Source organism: Mitsuaria sp. 7 (assembly GCF_001653795.1).
Taxonomy (GTDB): Bacteria; Pseudomonadota; Gammaproteobacteria; order Burkholderiales; family Burkholderiaceae_C; genus Roseateles.
Map to the genome: position 1 here is coordinate 4,601,760 of NZ_CP011514.1, position 18,055 is coordinate 4,619,814.

Below are 18,055 nucleotides of genomic sequence, written 5' to 3' on the forward strand. Positions count from 1 at the left end.
TGGCTTATGCGACGTAGCAGAGCACTTCGCCGCCGACACCGGCTTGACGTGCTTTGCGGTCGGTCATCACGCCCTTCGGGGTGGTGACGATCGCCACACCCAGGCCATTCATGACCTGGGGAATATCGTGGCGGCCCTTGTAGATGCGCAGGCCGGGACGGCTCACGCGCTCGATGCGCTCGATCACCGGACGGCCGGCGTAATACTTCAGCGCGATCTCGAGCTCCGGGCGGGCTGCATCGCCACGCACCGCGAAATCATCGATATAGCCTTCATCCTTCAGGACCTTGGCGATCGCGACCTTCAGCTTCGACGAAGGCATCACGACGCTGGCCTTCTCAACGCTCTGGGCGTTGCGAATGCGGGTCAGCATATCGGCGATAGGATCACTCATGCTCATACGAAATCTCCTAAACCTGCCGATTACCAGCTGGCCTTGACGACACCGGGGATGTCGCCCTTGAAGGCCAGCTCACGAATCTTGTTACGTGCCAGGCCGAACTTGCGGAACGTACCGCGGGGGCGGCCGGTCAGCTCGCAGCGGTTGCGCTGGCGGGTCGGGTTGGCGTTGCGGGGCAGCTTCTGCAGCTCCAGGCGGGCCAGATAGCGCTCTTCGTCCGACTTCTTGCTGTCGTCGATGATGGCCTTCAGTTCCGCGTACTTCTTCGCGTACTTGGCGACCAGTTGGGCGCGCTTCAGCTCACGTTGCTTGATCGAGAGTTTTGCCACGGGTCACCTCAGTTCTTGAACGGGAACTTGAACGCAGCCAGCAGTGCCTTGGCTTCGTCGTCCGTCTTGGCAGTCGTCGTGATGCTGATGTTCAGACCACGCAGAGCATCCACCTTGTCGTATTCGATTTCGGGGAAGATGATCTGTTCCTTGACGCCGATGTTGTAGTTACCGCGACCGTCGAACGAACGACCCGAGATACCACGGAAGTCACGCACGCGCGGCAGGGCCACGGTCACGAAACGGTCCAGGAATTCGTACATCGTGGCGCCACGCAGGGTCACCATGCAGCCGATAGGCACGCCGTCACGAATCTTGAAGCCGGCGATCGCCTTCTTCGACTTCGTAACGACCGGCTTCTGGCCAGCGATCTTGGTCAGGTCGCCCACGGCGTGGTCCATGACCTTCTTGTCGGCGACCGCCTCGCTCACGCCCATGTTCAGCGTGATCTTGGTGATGCGCGGCACTTCCATCACGGACTTGTAGCCGAACTTCTCGGTCAGACCGGGGACGACTTTCTCGCGATAGAACTCTTGCAAACGAGCCATGTCTTACCCCTTAGGCCTTGATCTCTTCGCCGGTCGACTTGAACACGCGCACCCGCTTGCCATCGGCGCCGAGCTTGATGCCCACGCGATCGGCCTTGCCGGAAGCGGCGTTGAAGATCGCCACGTTGGATTGATGGATGGGCATGGACTTGTCAACGATGCCGCCAGTCGTACCCTTCAGCGGATTCGGCTTGACGTGCTTCTTGACGACGTTGATGCCGTCGATGACGACATGGTCAGCGTCCACACGCAGCGTAACGGTGCCGCGCTTACCCTTGTCGCGGCCGGTCAGGACGATGATCTCGTCGCCTGTGCGAATCTTGTTCATGGCAATACCTTTGTCTGAGCGGGGCTTAGAGCACCTCAGGCGCCAGCGACACGATCTTCATGAAGCGCTCGGTACGCAGTTCACGCGTGACCGGGCCGAAGATGCGGGTGCCGATGGGCTCCAGCTTGGCGTTCAGCAGCACGGCGGCATTGCCGTCGAACTTGACCAGGGAGCCGTCTTGGCGGCGCACACCCTTGGCAGTGCGCACGACCACCGCGTTATAGACCTCGCCTTTTTTGACGCGGCCTCGCGGCGCAGCTTCCTTGATGCTGACCTTGATGATGTCGCCAATATGTGCATAACGACGCTTGGAACCACCAAGCACCTTGATGCACATGACGGACTTGGCGCCAGTGTTGTCCGCGACGTCGAGTCGCGATTGCATTTGGATCATGTCTGTCCCCAACTTTTCCCGCTAAGGCAACTGCGACCATCGCAGCCATCCAGAGAGCGGTCAGTCTTGGGCCCGTAAGCCAATCACCTGTCACCTTGCGGCGACCCGCGTCTGGCCTAAATGGGCAAGAAACCTAGAACCGAAGGCTGCTGTCCTGTGCGCTGGTCACAGAACCCGTCGAGCGACGGAGCCACCATTCGGCGAAGCTGCGGATTATGCGGCAAGCACAATCCGCCTGTCAACTGATGTTGTTGCTCGTCAGAGCGATTGCGCCTGCTTGAGCAGCGTTCCCGCATCGCTGACCTCGAATTTGCCCGGCGCCTCAATGTTGAGACTCTTGACCACGCCGTCCTTGACCAGCATCGAGTAGCGCTGCGAGCGCAGGCCCATGCCGCGCGCGACAAGGTCGAGCGTCAAACCAGTGGCTTGGGTGAACGTGGCGCTGCCATCAGCCATCATGCGGACCTTGCCGGCGGTCTTCTGTTCACGACCCCAGGCCCCCATCACGAACGCATCGTTGACGGACACACACCAGATTTCATCCACACCCGCAGCCTTGAGCGCATCAGCCTCCGCGACATAGCCGGGGACATGCTGCGCGGAGCAGGTCGGCGTGAACGCGCCAGGCAGCGCGAAAATCGCCACCGTCTTTCCCGCAGTCAGCTTCTCAATGTCGAAACTGTTCGGGCCGAGCGAGCAACCCTCGCCCTCGACCTCGATGAATTCCTGCAAATTACCGGCCGGCAGTTGATCGCCCACTTTCAGCATGTCGCGCTCCTGATTCTGTTGTCGGTTGAATGAAAGCGGCAGAGTGTGCCGCGAAAAATGAAAAATGGCTGGACACCGGGAATTCCGATGTTCCAGCCATTTCCGGCCAGGTCGCGGTCTCCCGCGCGTGGCACATGTCGCGCTCGCTGCGCGACATTGGCGATCAGACCAACTGAGCCTTCTGGACCAGGCGGGTCACAACCCAGCTCTTGGTCTTCGAAAGCGGACGGCCTTCGGCGATCTCGACCACGTCACCCATCTTGTACTCGCCATTTTCATCATGGGCGTGGTACTTGCGGGAACGGGCCACGATCTTGCCGTAAAGCTCGTGCTTGGCACGGCGCTCAACCAGCACGGTGATCGTCTTGGCGCGCTTGTCGCTGACGACGCGACCGATCAGGGTGCGGGTGTTCTTCTCTTGAGCTTGCGTCATTTCGCGGCTCCCTTCTTCTCGGCCAGGATGGTCTTGGCGCGGGCGATGTCACGACGCGTATTGCCCAACACCGAAGTGTTGGTCAGTTGTTGCGTCGCCTTTTGCATGCGCAGACCAAAGTGGGCCTTCAGCAGATCGGTGACTTCCTTCTTCAAGGCGGTCACGTCTTTCGCGCGCAGTTCAGATGCTTTCATGGGGTGTTCTCCAATCAGGCGCCGAGCTGGCGGGCCACGAAGGTGCAGCGCAGGGGCAGCTTGGCAGCGGCCAGCGTGAACGCCTCGCGCGCCAGAGCCTCAGGCACGCCATTGACCTCGTAGAGCACCTTGCCGGGCTGGATCTCAGCCACGTAGTACTCCGGATTTCCCTTGCCGTTGCCCATACGGACTTCGGCGGGCTTTTGCGAGATCGGCTTATCCGGGAAGATCCGGATGAAAATCCGGCCACCGCGCTTGATGTGACGCGAGATGGCGCGGCGAGCCGCTTCAATCTGACGAGCCGTGATGCGGCCGCGTTCGGTGGCCTTCAGGCCGAAGTCACCGAAAGCAACGGTCGCGCCGCGGGTCGCAACACCAGTGTTGCGGCCCTTTTGCTCCTTGCGGTATTTGCGACGAGCGGGTTGCAGCATGTTGAGTTCTCCTTACGCCTGGCCGCCGTCAGCGGCGGGCTTGCGCACCACACGCTTCGCAGCAGGCTTGTCGCCGCCTTCGGCAGGCTTGTCGCCACGACCACGGCCACCCGGCGCGCCCGGACGGGCATTGCGACGGGGACGACGATCATCTTCGGCACCCGGGGGGGTGTTGATCACGGGGGCCTCGCCATTGGCCAGGCGGTCACCGCGGTACACCCACACCTTGACGCCGATCACGCCGTAGGTGGTCTTGGCTTCGGAGAAGCCGTAATCGATGTCAGCCTTCAGGGTGTGCAGGGGCACACGGCCTTCGCGATACCACTCGGTACGAGCGATTTCGATGCCGTTCAGACGGCCGGCAGACATGATCTTGATGCCCTGCGCGCCCAGACGCATCGCGTTCTGCATCGCGCGCTTCATGGCACGACGGAACATGATGCGCTTTTCGAGCTGCTGGGTGATCGAGTCGGCGATCAGCTGGGCATCGATTTCAGGCTTGCGCACTTCCTCGATGTTGACCGCCACAGGCACGCCCAGACGCTTGGTCAGTTCGGCCTTCAGGTTCTCGATGTCCTCGCCCTTCTTGCCGATCACCACGCCCGGACGGGCCGAGAAGATCGTGATGCGGGCGTTCTTCGCAGGACGCTCGATCAGGATGCGCGAAACGGCGGCGTTCTTCAGCTTGGCCTTCAGGAACTCGCGAACTTGCAGATCTTCGGCCAGCATCGTGGCGAAGTTCTGGTTGTTCGCGTACCAGCGCGACGCCCAGTTACGGGTGACGGGCAGGCGGAAGCCAGTCGGATGAATTTTCTGTCCCATAGTCTTCCTTCAGGCTCAGTGGCCGACGGTCACGTAGATATGGCAGGTCGGCTTGCTGATGCGATTGCCGCGGCCCTTGGCGCGCGCGGAGAACCGCTTCAGCGTGGTGCCCTGCTCCACGTAGATCGAAGTGACCTTCAGCTCGTCAATGTCGGCACCGTCGTTGTGCTCGGCATTGGCGATCGCCGATTCCAGCGCCTTCTTGATGATCAGCGCGGCCTTCTTCTGGGTGAACTCGAGGATGTTCAGCGCTTGATCCACCTTCTTGCCGCGGATCAGGTCCGCCACGAGGCGGCCCTTATCAAACGACAGGCGGACGCCACGAACGATTGCTTTGGTTTCCATCGTCGTCATCCTTACTTCTTGCCGGCCTTCTTGTCGGCCGGGTGGCCTTTGAAGGTACGGGTCAGAGCGAACTCACCCAGCTTGTGACCAACCATCTGGTCGGACACATAGACCGGCACGTGCTGCTTGCCGTTGTGCACAGCGATCGTCAGACCGATGAACTCGGGCAGGATCGTCGAACGGCGCGACCAGGTCTTGATCGGCTTCTTGTCCTTGATGGCAACAGCCTTGTCGACCTTGGCCATCAGGTGATGGTCCACGAAGGGACCCTTCTTGAGGGAACGAGCCATGTTGGTCTACCCCTTACTTCTTGCGACGCGAGACGATGAAAGTCTGCGTGCGCTTGTTGTTGCGAGTGCGGTAGCCCTTCGTCAGGGTGTTCCACGGCGACACAGGGGCCTGACCTTCACCCGTACGACCCTCACCACCACCGTGCGGGTGGTCGACCGGGTTCATGGCGGTACCACGCACGGTCGGGCGGATGCCCTTCCAGCGGATGGCGCCGGCCTTGCCGTACTGGCGCAGGCTGTGCTCTTCGTTGCTCACTTCACCGATGGTGGCGCGGCAGTCGATGTGCACGCGGCGGACTTCGCCGGAGCGCAGACGGATCTGGGCGTACGAACCATCACGCGCCATCAGCACCACGGAGGTACCAGCGGAACGCGCGATCTGGGCACCCTTGCTCGGCAGCAGTTCCACGCAGTGGATCGTCGAACCCACGGGAATGTTGCGGATAGGCAAGGTGTTGCCGACCTTGATCGGAGCCTCAGCGCCGCTCAGGATCGTCGAGCCGACTTCCAGATTGCGCGGAGCAATGATGTAGCGACGCTCGCCGTCGGCATAGCACACCAGAGCGATGTGGGCCGTACGGTTCGGGTCGTACTCGATGCGCTCGACCTTCGCCGGGATGCCATCCTTGTTGCGACGGAAGTCGACCACACGGTAGTGGTGCTTGTGACCACCGCCCTTGTGGCGCATCGTGATGTGACCGTTGTTGTTACGGCCGGAGTTCTGCTTCTGGGGCTCGAGCAGCGAAGCCTCGGGAGCGCCCTTGTGCAGGTGCTTATGCACCACCTTCACCACGCCACGACGGCCTGGCGAAGTCGGCTTGACTTTAACGACGGCCATTACGCAGCCTCCCCGGAGAAGTTGAGCTCCTGGCCAGCCTTCAACGACACATACGCCTTCTTGACGTGGTCGCGACGGCCTTGACGGCCACCGAAGCGCTTGGTCTTGCCCTTGACGTTGACGACGTTCACAGCGTCGACCTCGACCTTGAACATCAGTTCAACAGCGGCCTTGATCTCGGGCTTCGTCGCATCGCGCAAGACCTTGAACAGGACTTGGTTGTGCTTTTCGCCAGCCATCGTGGCCTTCTCGGACACGATCGGAGCGAGCAGCACCTTGGCCAGACGGCCATCAGCAAACTTGGGCGCGCTCATGCCAGCATCTCCTTCAATTGCTCGATCGCAGCCTTCGTCACCAGGATCTTCTTGTAGAAGACCAGCGACAGCGGATCGACGTAACGCGGCTCGACCACCAGCACGTTCGGCAGATTGCGCGAAGCGAGCAGCAGGTTGTCGTCCACTTGGTCGGAGATCACCATGACGTGATTCAGACCCATGCCCTTGAGCTTGGCAGCCAGCAGCTTGGTCTTGGGCGCCTCGATCGAGATCGAGTCCACCACAGCCAGACGGCCTTCACGGGCCAGTTGCGACAGGATCGCAACCATGCCAGCGCGGTACATCTTCTTGTTCAGCTTGTGCGAGAAGTTCTCGTCAGGCTTGTTCGGGAAGATGCGACCGCCCCCACGCCACAGCGGCGAGGACGTCATACCAGCACGCGCGTTGCCAGTGCCCTTTTGACGGAACGGCTTCTTCGTCGAGTGACGAACTTCAGCACGAGTCAGCTGGGCGCGGGTACCTTGACGGGCATTGGCCTGATAGGCCACGACCACCTGGTGCACCAGGGCTTCGTTGTAGTCACGAGCGAAAAGGGTATCGGGAGCGTCGACCTTCGACGTCGCCTGACCCTGCTCATTCAGGAGCTCGAGTTGCATCAGTTGGCTCCCTTCTTGGCCTTGACCTTGACGGCCGGATGGATCACGACGAATCCTTCCTTCGCGCCAGGAACGGCGCCACGCACCAGCACCAGCTGACGGGCTTCGTCGATGCGGACGACATCCAGGTTCTGGACGGTCACGGTGACGTCACCAAGGTGGCCCGACATCTTCTTGCCCGGGAACACGCGACCCGGATCCTGCGCCATCGAGATGGAGCCAGGAACATTGTGCGAGCGGCTGTTACCGTGCGAAGCGCGTTGCGAACTGAAGTTGTGGCGCTTGATGGTGCCTGCGAAGCCCTTACCGATCGAGGTGCCCTGCACGTCGACCAGTTGGCCGGCGGCGAGCAGCGTCACGGGGACTTGAGCGCCGGCCTTGTATTCGGCGGCGACCGCGGCATCCACGCGGAATTCTTTGATGATTTCACCGGCTTCAACACCAGCCTTGGCGAGGTGACCCGCTTGCGGCTTGGTGACGCGCGATGCCTTGCGAGCACCGTACGTCACCTGGATGGCGCTGTAGCCGTCGGTTTCTTCGGTCTTGATCTGGGTCACGCGGTTGTTGGACACGTCCAGCACGGTCACGGGGACGGTATCACCGTCAACCGTGAACACACGCATCATGCCCACCTTGCGGCCCAGCAATCCGAGACGATTGCTAAGACTCATGGTTTTCTCCTGACCCCGAACGCTTCGACGGAGACACCGCCGAACGCCTGAAGTCATTTCACACACCCGACATCGATTGGCCGGGCCGACAAGCATCGCTCCTTCGATGAGGACAGGGGTAAAGGCCCCAAACCCCTTCGACGGCGATGCGACGAAGCCGCGCCAGGGAATCCCGGCGCGGAAAAGCTGCGGAGTATAGCGCCAACCCTGACCGCACCGCAAGCCGAGCGCCACCTGCGCCCAAAGAAAAAGGCGACCCGAAGGTCGCCTTTCAATAAGCAGCCGGATCGCTCCGGCGCGACTGCATTACTGCAGCTTGATCTCGACGTCCACGCCGGCCGGCAGGTCCAGCTTCATCAGCGCGTCGACGGTCTTGTCGGTCGGGTCGACGATGTCCATCAGACGCTGATGGGTGCGGATTTCAAACTGGTCACGCGACGTCTTGTTGACGTGCGGCGAACGCAGGATGTCGAAACGTTCCTTGCGGGTCGGCAGGGGCACGGGACCCTTGACGATCGCGCCAGTGCGCTTGGCGGTTTCCACGATTTCCAGGGCCGATTGGTCGATCAGCTTGTAATCGAAGGCTTTCAGCCGGATGCGGATCTTTTGCTTGGTAGACATGACTTTTCCTTCAAAGAGCGACGCAATGCTCGAGGCATCGCGGAGGCAGCGATGGCGCCGCCGAGTGGGGGACGAGCCACCCGCCGAAGTGGGCGACTCGTCTCACCGGTACCCGACGGGTACCAGCAAAAGATTTACTCGATGATGGTGGCCACGACGCCCGAGCCGACGGTACGACCGCCTTCACGGATGGCGAAGCGCAGACCCTGCTCCATGGCGATCGGAGCGATCAGCTTCACGGTGATGCTGACGTTGTCGCCAGGCATGACCATTTCCTTGTCCTTCGGCAGCTCCACGGCGCCAGTCACGTCCGTCGTGCGGAAGTAGAACTGGGGGCGGTAGTTGTTGAAGAACGGGGTGTGACGGCCGCCCTCTTCCTTGCTCAGAACATAGATCTCAGCGGTGAAGTGGGTGTGCGGCTTGATCGAGCCGGGCTTGGCCAGCACTTGGCCGCGCTCGACGTCTTCACGCTTGGTGCCGCGCAGCAGGATACCGACGTTGTCGCCAGCTTGGCCCTGGTCCAGCAGCTTGCGGAACATTTCCACGCCGGTCACGGTCGTCTTCTGGACTTCGCGGATACCGATGATCTCGATTTCCTCGCCGACCTTGATGATGCCGCGCTCGACACGGCCCGTCACCACGGTGCCACGGCCCGAGATCGAGAACACGTCTTCCACCGGCAGCAGGAACGCGCCGTCAATGGCACGGTCCGGCTGGGGGATGTAGGTGTCCAACGCGTCAGCCAGACGCATGATGGCCTGCTCGCCCAGATCGCCCGTGTCGCCTTCCAGCGCCAGCTTGGCCGAACCCTTGATGATCGGGGTGTCGTCGCCGGGGAAGTCGTACTTGCTCAGCAGCTCGCGGACTTCCATTTCCACCAGCTCCAGCAGCTCGGCGTCGTCCACCATGTCGCACTTGTTCAGGAAGACGATGATGAACTTCACACCGACCTGACGCGCCAGCAGGATGTGCTCGCGGGTCTGGGGCATCGGGCCGTCAGCGGCCGAGCACACCAGGATCGCGCCGTCCATCTGCGCCGCGCCAGTGATCATGTTCTTCACATAGTCAGCGTGCCCCGGGCAGTCAACGTGCGCGTAGTGGCGGTTGGCCGTCTCGTACTCGACGTGCGCGGTGTTGATCGTGATACCACGAGCCTTCTCTTCCGGCGCCGCGTCGATCTGGTCGTAAGCCTTGGCTTCGCCGCCGAACTTCTTCGACAGCACGGTCGCGATCGCGGCCGTCAGCGTCGTCTTGCCATGGTCCACGTGACCAATCGTGCCCACGTTCACGTGCGGCTTGGTACGTTCAAACTTGCCTTTTGCCATTTCAATTCTCCAAAAAGAGCATCTGCCCGGTCTGTTGGTTTAGCGTTTCCGCAGTGTCCTGATGCCCCGGCGACCGGCAACCGGGAGGAGTCACTGCGAAGACGATTCGGTGATCGAAAACGAAGCGAGCCGGCGCGCAGGAGCACCGGCTCAGGTCATCACTTCGCGCGAGCGGTGACGATCGCGTCGGCGACGTTCTTCGGAGCTTCGCTGTAGTGCTTGAACTCCATCGTGTACGTCGCACGGCCCTGCGTGGCCGAACGCAGCGAGGTCGAGTAACCGAACATCTCGGACAGAGGAACTTCTGCCTTGATGATCTTGCCACCACCGATCATGTCGTCCATGCCTTGCACCATGCCGCGACGGCTGGACAGATCGCCCATCACCGTACCAGCATAGTCTTCCGGCGTTTCGACTTCCACGGCCATCATCGGCTCGAGGATGACCGGGCTGGCGCGACGGCAGGCTTCCTTGAAGCCCATCGAGGCAGCCATCTTGAACGCGTTTTCGTTCGAGTCCACATCATGGTACGAACCGAACGTCAGCGTGACCTTCACGTCCACAACCGGGTAACCGGCCAGCACGCCATTCGGCAGGCTGTCGACGACACCCTTCTCGACCGCGGGGATGAACTCGCGAGGCACCACGCCACCCTTGATGGCGTCGACGAACTCGAAGCCCTTGCCGGCTTCTTGCGGCTCCAGCGAGAAGACGACGTGACCGTACTGGCCCTTGCCGCCCGACTGACGCACGAACTTGCCTTCGACGTCGGTGACCGACTTGCGGACCGTTTCGCGATAAGCCACCTGCGGCTTGCCCACGTTGGCTTCAACGCCGAACTCACGCTTCATGCGGTCGACGATGATTTCCAGGTGGAGCTCGCCCATGCCCGAGATGATGGTCTGGCCGGACTCTTCGTCGGTACGCAGGCGGAAGGACGGATCTTCGGCAGCCAGACGGCCCAGCGCGATACCCATCTTTTCCTGGTCAGCCTTGGTCTTCGGCTCGACAGCCTGCGAGATCACCGGCTCCGGGAACACCATGCGCTCGAGCGTGATGATGCTGTCGGGATCGCACAGGGTTTCGCCCGTGGTAACGTCCTTCAGACCCACGCATGCAGCGATGTCGCCCGCCAGAATTTCCTTGATTTCCTCACGCTGGTTGGCGTGCATCTGCAGGATCCGGCCGATGCGCTCTTTCTTGCCGCGGACCGGGTTGTAGACGGTCGCACCCGACTGCAGCACGCCCGAATAGACGCGCACGAAGGTCAGTTGGCCGACGTACGGGTCGGTCATCAGCTTGAAGGCCAGGGCCGAGAACTTCTCTTCGTCAGTACGCTGACGCGAGATCGGCTGATCATCTTCGTCCGTGCCCGAAACCGGCGGGATGTCCAGCGGCGACGGCAGGAAGTCGATGACGGCGTCCAGCATGCGCTGCACGCCCTTGTTCTTGAACGCGGTGCCGCACAGCATCGGCTGGATCTCGGTCGCGATGGTGCGCTTGCGGATCGCGAGCTTGATTTCTTCCTCGGTCAGGTCGCCCGTCTCAAGGTACTTGTTCATCAGCTCTTCGGTGGCTTCCGCAGCAGCCTCGACCATCTTCTCGCGCCATTCGTTGGCGGTGTCGACGAGGTTTGCCGGAATGTCCTGGTACTCGAACTTCATGCCCTGCGAAGCCTCGTCCCAGATGATGGCCTTCATCTTGAGCAGGTCCACGACGCCGGTGAAGTTTTCTTCAGCACCGATGGGAATCACGATGGGCACCGGATTCGCCTTCAGGCGGGTCTTCATCTGGTCGACGACCTTGAAGAAGTTGGCACCGGTACGGTCCATCTTGTTCACGAACGCCAGACGCGGCACACGGTACTTGTTGGCCTGGCGCCAGACGGTTTCCGACTGGGGCTGCACGCCGCCGACGGCACAGTACACCATGCAGGCGCCGTCCAGCACGCGCATCGAACGCTCGACTTCAATCGTGAAGTCAACGTGTCCGGGGGTGTCGATGATGTTGAAGCGGTGCTCAGGGTAGGACATGTCCATGCCCTTCCAGAAGCAGGTCGTCGCAGCCGACGTGATCGTGATGCCGCGCTCTTGCTCCTGCTCCATCCAGTCCATCGTGGCAGCGCCGTCGTGCACTTCACCGATCTTGTGGTTCACACCGGTGTAGTACAGGATGCGTTCCGTCGTGGTGGTCTTGCCGGCATCGATGTGCGCCGAGATACCGATGTTGCGGTAGCGCTCGATGGGGGTCTTGCGGGACATGGTGTCACTCCAAATGCATGGAGCCGCCATCGGGTCAGTAGTAACCCGAGGCGGCCAGAGAGGTCTTGATTAGAAGCGGAAGTGCGAGAACGCCTTGTTGGCGTCTGCCATGCGGTGGACTTCGTCGCGCTTCTTCATCGCGCCACCACGGCCTTCAGAGGCCTCCAGCAGTTCGTTGGCCAGACGTTGGGCCATCGACTTCTCACCGCGCTTGCGCGCGGATTCCTTCAACCAGCGCATGGCGAGGGCCAGACGGCGGACGGGGCGAACTTCCACGGGAACTTGGTAGTTCGCACCGCCAACACGGCGGGACTTCACTTCGACCATGGGCTTCACGTTGTTGATCGCGATCATGAAGATCTCGAGCGGGTCCTTGCCGGACTTCTGCTCGACTTGCTCCAGGGCGCCGTAAATGATGCGCTCTGCAACAGCCTTCTTGCCCGATTCCATGATGACGTTCATGAACTTGGACAGATCAACGCTACCGAACTTCGGGTCCGGGAGGATCTCGCGCTTGGGTACTTCGCGACGACGTGGCATGGATTCTTCCTTCAATGCTTCAGTTGGTCAGGGCTTTCACCCCGCCGGGGATCTCCACCGACATCTGGGGGGATCCACTTACTCGGCTTCCGGTGCACAAGCACTCGGGCCGCAAATATTCGATGACCTCTCGGCCACCAAGACCTTGGCTGTGAAGCCTTACTTCTTCGGGCGCTTCGCGCCGTACTTGGAACGCGACTGCTTGCGATCCTTGACGCCTTGCAGGTCGAGCGAACCGCGCACGATGTGGTAACGCACACCCGGCAAGTCCTTGACCCGGCCACCGCGCACGAGCACGACACTGTGCTCTTGCAGGTTGTGGCCTTCACCGCCGATGTACGAGATGACCTCGAAACCGTTGGTCAGACGCACCTTGGCGACCTTACGAAGCGCCGAGTTCGGCTTCTTCGGCGTGGTGGTGTACACGCGGGTGCAGACGCCACGACGTTGCGGGCACGACTGCATAGCCGGCGACTTGGATTTCGTCACCTCGGTCTCACGACCGTGGCGAACGAGCTGATTGATGGTTGGCATAAGTAACTTGTTCCCGTTTGAAGTCACAACCCCAGCACGCCCTGGCCTTCCGGAAGCCCGCGAGATCGAGGGCCTTCCACAAGCGACAAAAGCGCAGCACCTTGCGGCACCACGCTCGAATCAACCCCAGCCCGGTTCGAAACCTGGACTCGGGACGCATCAAGACATGCTGGAGAGCCGGCGATTGTAGGCGAGTTCATCCCGAACACACAAGACGCTATGCTCCCGGACCCTATGAACGACGCCGCTTCGACCGCTTTTCCGCTGCATCCGGACAACGCCCACACCGCCAGTCCGCTGGTCATCCTGGACACGCAGATCGTGATGGACTGGCTGGTCTTCGATGAGGCCAGCCTGGTTCCGCTGATTGCAGCCGTAGTAAGCCGGCGCTTGAATTGGACCGCAACGTTCGCCATGAAGGGGGAGCTCCTCCATGTCATCAGCCGCGGCGTAGCCGCGCGTTATGCGCCGGATCTCGCGCGCATCCATGAAGCCTTCGAACAGCATTGCCACTTCGTGGAGGAGCCGGAGCTCGGCATCGCTCGCCCGCGCTGCAGTGACACCGACGACCAGAAGTTCATCGATCTTGGCCTCGCCTTGGCCGCCTCGCGGCCGACAACCCTCATCTCGCGCGATCGGGCCGTCCTCAAGGTGGCCAAACGCGCGGCGAAGCTCGGGCTCCCCATCCTGTCCCCCGCGGCCTGGCTGAAGCTCAACCCTTGACGCCCGACGGTTGATTCCGTCGGGCCAATGAAAAAAGGCTGCCGCCCTTGCGGGACGGCAGCCTCCGGATCAAGCCGCAAGCGGCTCGATGTCTTGCGCTTACTCGTTGGCGCCGGCGTCGCTGGCCGCGTCGAGCGCGGACAGTTGCACCGCTGCCATTTCCTCGGCTTCCTGGATGGCGATGGAACGGCGCTCGGCGTCGTCCATTTCTTCCTTGGCGCGACGCGCCTGGTGGAAGGCCATGCCGGTGCCGGCAGGAATCAGACGACCCACGATGACGTTCTCCTTCAGACCACGGAGTTCGTCGCGCTTGCCCATGATCGCGGCTTCGGTCAGCACGCGTGTCGTTTCCTGGAACGACGCCGCGGAGATGAACGAGTCCGTCGACAGCGAGGCCTTCGTGATACCCAGCAGCACGTCGGCATGCGTGACCGTCAGCTTGCCTTCGCCGCGCAGGCGGTCGTTGGTGTCCAGCAGTTCCGAACGCTCGACCTGCTCGCCGGCGATGTAGGCCGAGTCGCCCGGGTTGACGATCTGCACGCGACGCAGCATCTGGCGAACGATCACCTCGATGTGCTTGTCGTTGATCTTCACACCCTGCAGACGGTACACGTCCTGCACTTCGTCGACGATGTAGCGCGCCAGCTCCTCGATGCCCAGCAGACGCAGGATGTCCTGCGGATCGGCCGGACCGTCGACCACCAGTTCGCCGCGGTTCACCACCTGGCCTTCGTGCACCAGGATGTTCTTTTCCTTGGGCACCAGCAGCTCGTGCTTGCGACCTTCCGGATCGGTGATCTCGAGGCGGACCTTGCCCTTGGTCTCCTTGCCGAACGAGACCGTGCCGGTCTGTTCCGCCAGGAAGCCGGCGTCCTTCGGCGAACGGGCTTCGAAGAGCTCGGCGACACGCGGCAGACCGCCGGTAATGTCACGGGTCTTCTGACCTTCCACCGGGATACGCGCCAGCACTTCACCAGGAGCCAGTTCCTGACCGTCGCGGATCTGGACCAGCGAGCCGACCTGGAAGCCGATCGTCACCGAGTGATCGGTGCCGGGGATCTTCACTTCCTGGCCGTTGGCGTCCAGCAGCTTGACCTGCGGGCGGATGACCTTGGCAGCGCCACGGCGCTTCGGGTCGATCACGACCAGCGTGGACAGGCCCGTCACTTCGTCGACCTGCTTGGCCACGGTGACGCCTTCCTCGACGTTCTCGAACTTCGCCTGACCGGCGAATTCCGTGATGATCGGGCGGGTCAGCGGGTCCCAGGTCGCCAGGATGGTGCCGGCCTTGATGGTCTGGTCAGCCTTGATGTTCAGCAGGGCGCCGTAAGGCACCTTGTGACGCTCGCGCTCACGGCCGTGCGGGTCCGAGATGACGATTTCGCCGGAACGCGAAATCACCACCAGCTCGCCCTTGCCGTTCGTGACGTAGCGCATCGTGGCGTTGAAGCCGATGATGCCGTCCGACTTCGCTTCCACGCTCGAAGCCACCGCTGCACGCGACGCCGCACCGCCGATGTGGAAAGTCCGCATCGTCAGCTGGGTGCCGGGTTCGCCGATCGACTGGGCGGCGATGACGCCGACCGCTTCGCCGGTGTTCACCATGCCGCCACGACCCAGGTCGCGGCCATAGCACTTCGCGCACAGGCCGAAACGGGTACCGCAGGTCAGCGGGGTGCGGACCTTGACCTCGTCCACGCCGGCAGCTTCCAGCATGTCCAGGATGTCCTCATCCAGCATGTTGCCGGCGGTCAACAGGACGCCTTGCGTTTCCGGATGCATGACGTCGATCGCGGCCACGCGACCGAGGATGCGGTCACGCAGGGACTCGATCACCTCACCGCCTTCGACCAGGGCGCGCATGTTGATGCCGTTGTCCGTGCCGCAATCGGTCTCGGTCACGACCAGATCCTGCGTCACGTCGACCAGACGACGGGTCAGGTAACCCGAGTTCGCGGTCTTCAGCGCCGTGTCCGCCAGGCCCTTACGAGCACCGTGGGTGGAGATGAAGTACTGCAGAACGTTCAGGCCTTCGCGGAAGTTCGCCGTGATCGGCGTCTCGATGATCGAGCCGTCCGGCTTCGCCATCAGGCCGCGCATGCCGGCCAGCTGACGGATCTGCGCCGCGGAACCCCGCGCACCCGAGTCGGCCATCATGTAGATCGAGTTGAACGACTCCTGCTCGACTTCCTTGCCGTGGCGGTCCAGGATCTTTTCCTTGGACAGCTGCGACATCATGACCTTGCCGACTTCGTCGCCGGTCTTGCCCCAGATGTCGACGACCTTGTTGTAGCGCTCGCCGGCGGTCACGAGACCCGAGACGTACTGCTGCTCGATCTCCTTGACTTCCTTCTCGGCGCGGTCGATCAGCTCGACCTTCTGCTTCGGCACGAGCATGTCATCGATGGCGATCGAGATGCCTGCGCGCGTGGCCAGCTTGAAACCGGCCTGCAGCAGCTTGTCTGCCAGCACCACGGTTTCCTTCAGGCCGCACTTGCGGAAGGACGTATTGATCAGCTTCGAGATTTCCTTCTTCTTCAACGCCTTGTTGATGTTGGAGAAGGGAAGGCCCTTGGGCAGGATCTCGGACAGCAGCGCACGGCCGACGGTCGTGTCGGTCAGCTTGGTCTGGGCAACCCATTCCTCGCCTTCCTTGACGTACTCGGTCAGGCGCACGCCGATCTTGGCGGTGATTTCCACCGCGCCGTTTTCCAGCGCGCGGATCATCTCGGGGATGTCCGAGAAGATCATGCCCTCGCCCTTGCCGTTCGTGCGTTCGCGGGTCGCGTAATACAGACCCAGCACCACGTCTTGCGACGGCACGATCGACGGCTCGCCCGACGCCGGGAACAGCACGTTGTTCGAAGCCAGCATCAGCACGCGGGCTTCCATCTGCGCTTCGATCGACAGCGGCACGTGGACGGCCATCTGGTCACCGTCGAAGTCGGCGTTGAACGCCGCGCAGACCAGCGGATGCAGCTGGATCGCCTTGCCTTCGATCAGCACCGGCTCGAACGCCTGGATGCCCAGACGGTGCAGCGTCGGCGCGCGGTTCAGCAGGACCGGGTGCTCCTTGATGACCTCTTCCAGGATGTCCCAGACGACCGGGGTGCCGCTCTCGACTTCCTTCTTCGCGGCCTTGATCGTGGTCGCGATGCCCATCGCTTCCAGGCGCGAGAAGATGAAAGGCTTGAACAGCTCCAGCGCCATCAGCTTCGGCAGGCCGCACTGATGCAGCTTGAGCGTCGGACCGACGGTAATGACCGAACGACCCGAGTAGTCGACGCGCTTGCCCAGCAAGTTCTGACGGAAACGACCGCTCTTGCCCTTGATCATGTCGGCCAGCGACTTGAGGGCACGCTTGTTCGCGCCGGTCATCGCCTTGCCGCGGCGGCCGTTGTCCAGCAGCGAGTCGACGGCTTCCTGCAGCATGCGCTTTTCGTTGCGCACGATGATCTCAGGAGCCTTCAGCTCGAGCAGACGGGCCAGGCGGTTGTTGCGGTTGATGACGCGGCGGTACAGGTCGTTCAGGTCCGACGTGGCGAAGCGGCCGCCGTCCAGCGGCACCAGCGGACGCAGGTCCGGCGGCAGCACCGGCAGCACTTCCAGCACCATCCAGTTCGGCTTGATGCCCGAGCGCTTGAAGGCTTCCATCACCTTGAGGCGCTTGGAGTTCTTCTTGATCTTCAGCTCGGAGCCGGTCATGTCGTTGCGCAGGCGGTCGATCTCGACGTCGAGATCCATTTCCGCCAGCAGCTTCTGGATGCCTTCGGCGCCCATCAGCGCGATGAACTCGTCACCGAACTCGATGCGCTTCGCGTCGTAGTCGTCCTCGGACATGATGCTGAACTTCTTCAGCGGGGTCATGCCCGGATCCACCACGACGTACGCTTCGAAGTACAGCACGCGTTCGATGTCGCGCAGCGTCATGTCGAGCACCAGGCCCAGACGCGACGGCAGCGACTTCAGGAACCAGATGTGCGCGCAAGGAGCGGCCAGCTCGATGTGGCCCATGCGCTCACGGCGCACCTTGGTCTGGGTGACTTCGACGCCGCACTTCTCGCAGATCACGCCACGGTGCTTCAGGCGCTTGTACTTGCCGCACAGGCACTCGTAGTCCTTGATCGGGCCGAAGATCTTGGCGCAGAACAGGCCATCACGTTCCGGCTTGAACGTCCGGTAGTTGATGGTCTCGGGCTTCTTCACTTCACCGAACGACCACGAGCGGATCTTCTCGGGCGAGGCCAGCCCGATCTTGATCGCGTCGAAATGCTCGTCCGGCGTGAATTGCTTGAACAGGTCCAACAAACCCTTCATACGATTCTCCTG

At 62.0% G+C, this 18,055-nt stretch carries 24 protein-coding genes; 2 read left to right on the forward strand and 22 right to left on the reverse strand.

Translation table 11 applies throughout. The features are described 5' to 3' along the window. Positions 1 to 4: 4 nt before the first annotated feature. From rpsH to ABE85_RS20220, 6 genes are all read right to left on the reverse strand, one after another. Positions 5 to 400, reverse strand: a complete 396-nt coding sequence (rpsH, locus tag ABE85_RS20195; RefSeq protein WP_058933609.1) for a 30S ribosomal protein S8 — start codon at positions 398 to 400, stop codon at positions 5 to 7. A 23-nt stretch (positions 401 to 423) separates the two neighbouring features. After that, complete coding sequence (rpsN, locus tag ABE85_RS20200; RefSeq protein WP_067065192.1) at positions 424 to 729, reverse strand: 30S ribosomal protein S14; 306 nt, start codon at positions 727 to 729, stop codon at positions 424 to 426. A gap of 8 nt (positions 730 to 737) precedes the next feature. After that, on the reverse strand, positions 738 to 1,277 hold the full coding sequence (rplE, locus tag ABE85_RS20205; protein ID WP_067278833.1) for a 50S ribosomal protein L5: 540 nt from the start codon (positions 1,275 to 1,277) through the stop codon (positions 738 to 740). A gap of 10 nt (positions 1,278 to 1,287) precedes the next feature. Beyond that, positions 1,288 to 1,605: a 50S ribosomal protein L24 gene (gene rplX / locus ABE85_RS20210; protein WP_067278835.1), complete on the reverse strand. Its 318-nt coding sequence runs from the start codon at positions 1,603 to 1,605 to the stop codon at positions 1,288 to 1,290. 25 nt (positions 1,606 to 1,630) lie between these two features. Continuing rightward, positions 1,631 to 1,999 carry a 50S ribosomal protein L14 gene (gene rplN / locus ABE85_RS20215; RefSeq protein WP_058933605.1) on the reverse strand — a complete coding sequence of 123 codons (369 nt, stop codon included), beginning with the start codon at positions 1,997 to 1,999 and terminating at the stop codon, positions 1,631 to 1,633. Positions 2,000 to 2,257: 258 nt separating this feature from the next. Next, positions 2,258 to 2,767 carry a peroxiredoxin gene (locus ABE85_RS20220; protein WP_067278838.1) on the reverse strand — a complete coding sequence of 170 codons (510 nt, stop codon included), beginning with the start codon at positions 2,765 to 2,767 and terminating at the stop codon, positions 2,258 to 2,260. A gap of 29 nt (positions 2,768 to 2,796) precedes the next feature. On the opposite strand from ABE85_RS20220, the gene ABE85_RS27725 reads away from it, so the two are divergent. Next, positions 2,797 to 2,943, forward strand: a complete 147-nt coding sequence (locus ABE85_RS27725; RefSeq protein ID WP_157522673.1) for a hypothetical protein — start codon at positions 2,797 to 2,799, stop codon at positions 2,941 to 2,943. Here the strand turns inward: ABE85_RS27725 and rpsQ are convergent. The 15 genes from rpsQ to rpsL all read right to left on the reverse strand — a co-directional run bounded on the left by rpsQ (position 2,931) and on the right by rpsL (position 13,003). Continuing rightward, on the reverse strand, positions 2,931 to 3,200 hold the full coding sequence (gene rpsQ, locus ABE85_RS20225; RefSeq protein ID WP_067278841.1) for a 30S ribosomal protein S17: 270 nt from the start codon (positions 3,198 to 3,200) through the stop codon (positions 2,931 to 2,933). The genes ABE85_RS27725 and rpsQ overlap by 13 nt on opposite strands. After that, complete coding sequence (rpmC, locus tag ABE85_RS20230) at positions 3,197 to 3,394, reverse strand: 50S ribosomal protein L29 (protein WP_067278845.1); 198 nt, start codon at positions 3,392 to 3,394, stop codon at positions 3,197 to 3,199. Before rpmC ends, rpsQ begins: the two co-directional genes overlap by 4 nt. A 14-nt stretch (positions 3,395 to 3,408) precedes the next feature. Further along, entirely contained in the window at positions 3,409 to 3,825 is a 417-nt protein-coding gene (rplP, locus tag ABE85_RS20235; RefSeq protein WP_067278848.1) for a 50S ribosomal protein L16, read from the reverse strand. Positions 3,826 to 3,837: 12 nt separating this feature from the next. Then, positions 3,838 to 4,647, reverse strand: coding sequence for a 30S ribosomal protein S3 (gene rpsC / locus ABE85_RS20240; RefSeq protein WP_067278851.1), 810 nt, complete (start codon positions 4,645 to 4,647; stop codon positions 3,838 to 3,840). Positions 4,648 to 4,662: 15 nt separating this feature from the next. Next, entirely contained in the window at positions 4,663 to 4,992 is a 330-nt protein-coding gene (gene rplV, locus ABE85_RS20245; RefSeq protein WP_067283213.1) for a 50S ribosomal protein L22, read from the reverse strand. An 11-nt stretch (positions 4,993 to 5,003) separates the two neighbouring features. After that, positions 5,004 to 5,282 carry a 30S ribosomal protein S19 gene (gene rpsS / locus ABE85_RS20250; RefSeq protein ID WP_058933599.1) on the reverse strand — a complete coding sequence of 93 codons (279 nt, stop codon included), beginning with the start codon at positions 5,280 to 5,282 and terminating at the stop codon, positions 5,004 to 5,006. A 13-nt stretch (positions 5,283 to 5,295) separates the two neighbouring features. Beyond that, positions 5,296 to 6,120, reverse strand: a complete 825-nt coding sequence (gene rplB / locus ABE85_RS20255; protein WP_067278854.1) for a 50S ribosomal protein L2 — start codon at positions 6,118 to 6,120, stop codon at positions 5,296 to 5,298. Beyond that, complete coding sequence (gene rplW, locus ABE85_RS20260; RefSeq protein ID WP_067278857.1) at positions 6,120 to 6,434, reverse strand: 50S ribosomal protein L23; 315 nt, start codon at positions 6,432 to 6,434, stop codon at positions 6,120 to 6,122. The genes rplB and rplW overlap by 1 nt, the downstream gene beginning before the upstream one ends. Beyond that, complete coding sequence (rplD, locus tag ABE85_RS20265; RefSeq protein ID WP_067278862.1) at positions 6,431 to 7,051, reverse strand: 50S ribosomal protein L4; 621 nt, start codon at positions 7,049 to 7,051, stop codon at positions 6,431 to 6,433. The genes rplW and rplD overlap by 4 nt, the downstream gene beginning before the upstream one ends. Next, positions 7,051 to 7,722 carry a 50S ribosomal protein L3 gene (rplC, locus tag ABE85_RS20270; protein ID WP_067278865.1) on the reverse strand — a complete coding sequence of 224 codons (672 nt, stop codon included), beginning with the start codon at positions 7,720 to 7,722 and terminating at the stop codon, positions 7,051 to 7,053. The genes rplD and rplC overlap by 1 nt, the downstream gene beginning before the upstream one ends. A 306-nt stretch (positions 7,723 to 8,028) precedes the next feature. Continuing rightward, entirely contained in the window at positions 8,029 to 8,343 is a 315-nt protein-coding gene (gene rpsJ, locus ABE85_RS20275) for a 30S ribosomal protein S10 (protein ID WP_067278868.1), read from the reverse strand. Positions 8,344 to 8,477: 134 nt separating this feature from the next. Then, a complete protein-coding gene (gene tuf / locus ABE85_RS20280; protein ID WP_067278870.1) occupies positions 8,478 to 9,668 on the reverse strand; it encodes an elongation factor Tu in 1,191 nt (396 codons plus the stop codon). Positions 9,669 to 9,826: 158 nt separating this feature from the next. Next, complete coding sequence (gene fusA / locus ABE85_RS20285) at positions 9,827 to 11,929, reverse strand: elongation factor G (protein WP_067278872.1); 2,103 nt, start codon at positions 11,927 to 11,929, stop codon at positions 9,827 to 9,829. Between the two features lie 69 nt (positions 11,930 to 11,998). Next, entirely contained in the window at positions 11,999 to 12,469 is a 471-nt protein-coding gene (rpsG, locus tag ABE85_RS20290; protein ID WP_067070490.1) for a 30S ribosomal protein S7, read from the reverse strand. A 159-nt stretch (positions 12,470 to 12,628) separates the two neighbouring features. Beyond that, entirely contained in the window at positions 12,629 to 13,003 is a 375-nt protein-coding gene (gene rpsL, locus ABE85_RS20295) for a 30S ribosomal protein S12 (protein ID WP_067278874.1), read from the reverse strand. 234 nt (positions 13,004 to 13,237) lie between these two features. On the opposite strand from rpsL, the gene ABE85_RS20300 reads away from it, so the two are divergent. Beyond that, a complete protein-coding gene (locus tag ABE85_RS20300; RefSeq protein ID WP_197507086.1) occupies positions 13,238 to 13,726 on the forward strand; it encodes a putative toxin-antitoxin system toxin component, PIN family in 489 nt (162 codons plus the stop codon). A 99-nt stretch (positions 13,727 to 13,825) separates the two neighbouring features. On the opposite strand, the gene rpoC is transcribed toward ABE85_RS20300, so the two are convergent. Next, the gene (gene rpoC, locus ABE85_RS20305; RefSeq protein ID WP_067278877.1) at positions 13,826 to 18,043 is read right to left on the reverse strand and encodes a DNA-directed RNA polymerase subunit beta'; all 4,218 of its coding nucleotides are present in this window, start codon (positions 18,041 to 18,043) and stop codon (positions 13,826 to 13,828) included. Between the last annotated feature and the right edge of the window lie 12 nt (positions 18,044 to 18,055).

Bases quoted from the DNA above. Each gene is read 5' to 3' on its own strand.
- ABE85_RS20300 (WP_197507086.1), top strand. From the start codon at position 13,238: ATGAACGACGCCGCTTCGACCGCTTTTCCGCTGCATCCGGACAACGCC.
- rplW (WP_067278857.1), bottom strand. From the start codon at position 6,434: ATGAGCGCGCCCAAGTTTGCTGATGGCCGTCTGGCCAAGGTGCTGCTC.
- rplB (WP_067278854.1), bottom strand. From the start codon at position 6,120: ATGGCCGTCGTTAAAGTCAAGCCGACTTCGCCAGGCCGTCGTGGCGTG.
- tuf (WP_067278870.1), bottom strand. From the start codon at position 9,668: ATGGCAAAAGGCAAGTTTGAACGTACCAAGCCGCACGTGAACGTGGGC.
- rplP (WP_067278848.1), bottom strand. From the start codon at position 3,825: ATGCTGCAACCCGCTCGTCGCAAATACCGCAAGGAGCAAAAGGGCCGC.
- rplV (WP_067283213.1), bottom strand. From the start codon at position 4,992: ATGGAAACCAAAGCAATCGTTCGTGGCGTCCGCCTGTCGTTTGATAAG.
- rpsH (WP_058933609.1), bottom strand. From the start codon at position 400: ATGAGCATGAGTGATCCTATCGCCGATATGCTGACCCGCATTCGCAAC.
- rpsJ (WP_067278868.1), bottom strand. From the start codon at position 8,343: ATGTCTACCAAGCAAAAGATCCGCATCCGGCTGAAAGCCTTCGATTAC.
- rpsQ (WP_067278841.1), bottom strand. From the start codon at position 3,200: ATGACGCAAGCTCAAGAGAAGAACACCCGCACCCTGATCGGTCGCGTC.
- fusA (WP_067278872.1), bottom strand. From the start codon at position 11,929: ATGTCCCGCAAGACCCCCATCGAGCGCTACCGCAACATCGGTATCTCG.
- rplE (WP_067278833.1), bottom strand. From the start codon at position 1,277: ATGGCTCGTTTGCAAGAGTTCTATCGCGAGAAAGTCGTCCCCGGTCTG.
- rpmC (WP_067278845.1), bottom strand. From the start codon at position 3,394: ATGAAAGCATCTGAACTGCGCGCGAAAGACGTGACCGCCTTGAAGAAG.
- rpsG (WP_067070490.1), bottom strand. From the start codon at position 12,469: ATGCCACGTCGTCGCGAAGTACCCAAGCGCGAGATCCTCCCGGACCCG.
- rplC (WP_067278865.1), bottom strand. From the start codon at position 7,722: ATGAGTCTTAGCAATCGTCTCGGATTGCTGGGCCGCAAGGTGGGCATG.
- rplX (WP_067278835.1), bottom strand. From the start codon at position 1,605: ATGAACAAGATTCGCACAGGCGACGAGATCATCGTCCTGACCGGCCGC.
- rplN (WP_058933605.1), bottom strand. From the start codon at position 1,999: ATGATCCAAATGCAATCGCGACTCGACGTCGCGGACAACACTGGCGCC.
- ABE85_RS20220 (WP_067278838.1), bottom strand. From the start codon at position 2,767: ATGCTGAAAGTGGGCGATCAACTGCCGGCCGGTAATTTGCAGGAATTC.
- rpsL (WP_067278874.1), bottom strand. From the start codon at position 13,003: ATGCCAACCATCAATCAGCTCGTTCGCCACGGTCGTGAGACCGAGGTG.
- rplD (WP_067278862.1), bottom strand. From the start codon at position 7,051: ATGCAACTCGAGCTCCTGAATGAGCAGGGTCAGGCGACGTCGAAGGTC.
- rpoC (WP_067278877.1), bottom strand. From the start codon at position 18,043: ATGAAGGGTTTGTTGGACCTGTTCAAGCAATTCACGCCGGACGAGCAT.
- rpsC (WP_067278851.1), bottom strand. From the start codon at position 4,647: ATGGGACAGAAAATTCATCCGACTGGCTTCCGCCTGCCCGTCACCCGT.
- ABE85_RS27725 (WP_157522673.1), top strand. From the start codon at position 2,797: ATGAAAGCGGCAGAGTGTGCCGCGAAAAATGAAAAATGGCTGGACACC.
- rpsS (WP_058933599.1), bottom strand. From the start codon at position 5,282: ATGGCTCGTTCCCTCAAGAAGGGTCCCTTCGTGGACCATCACCTGATG.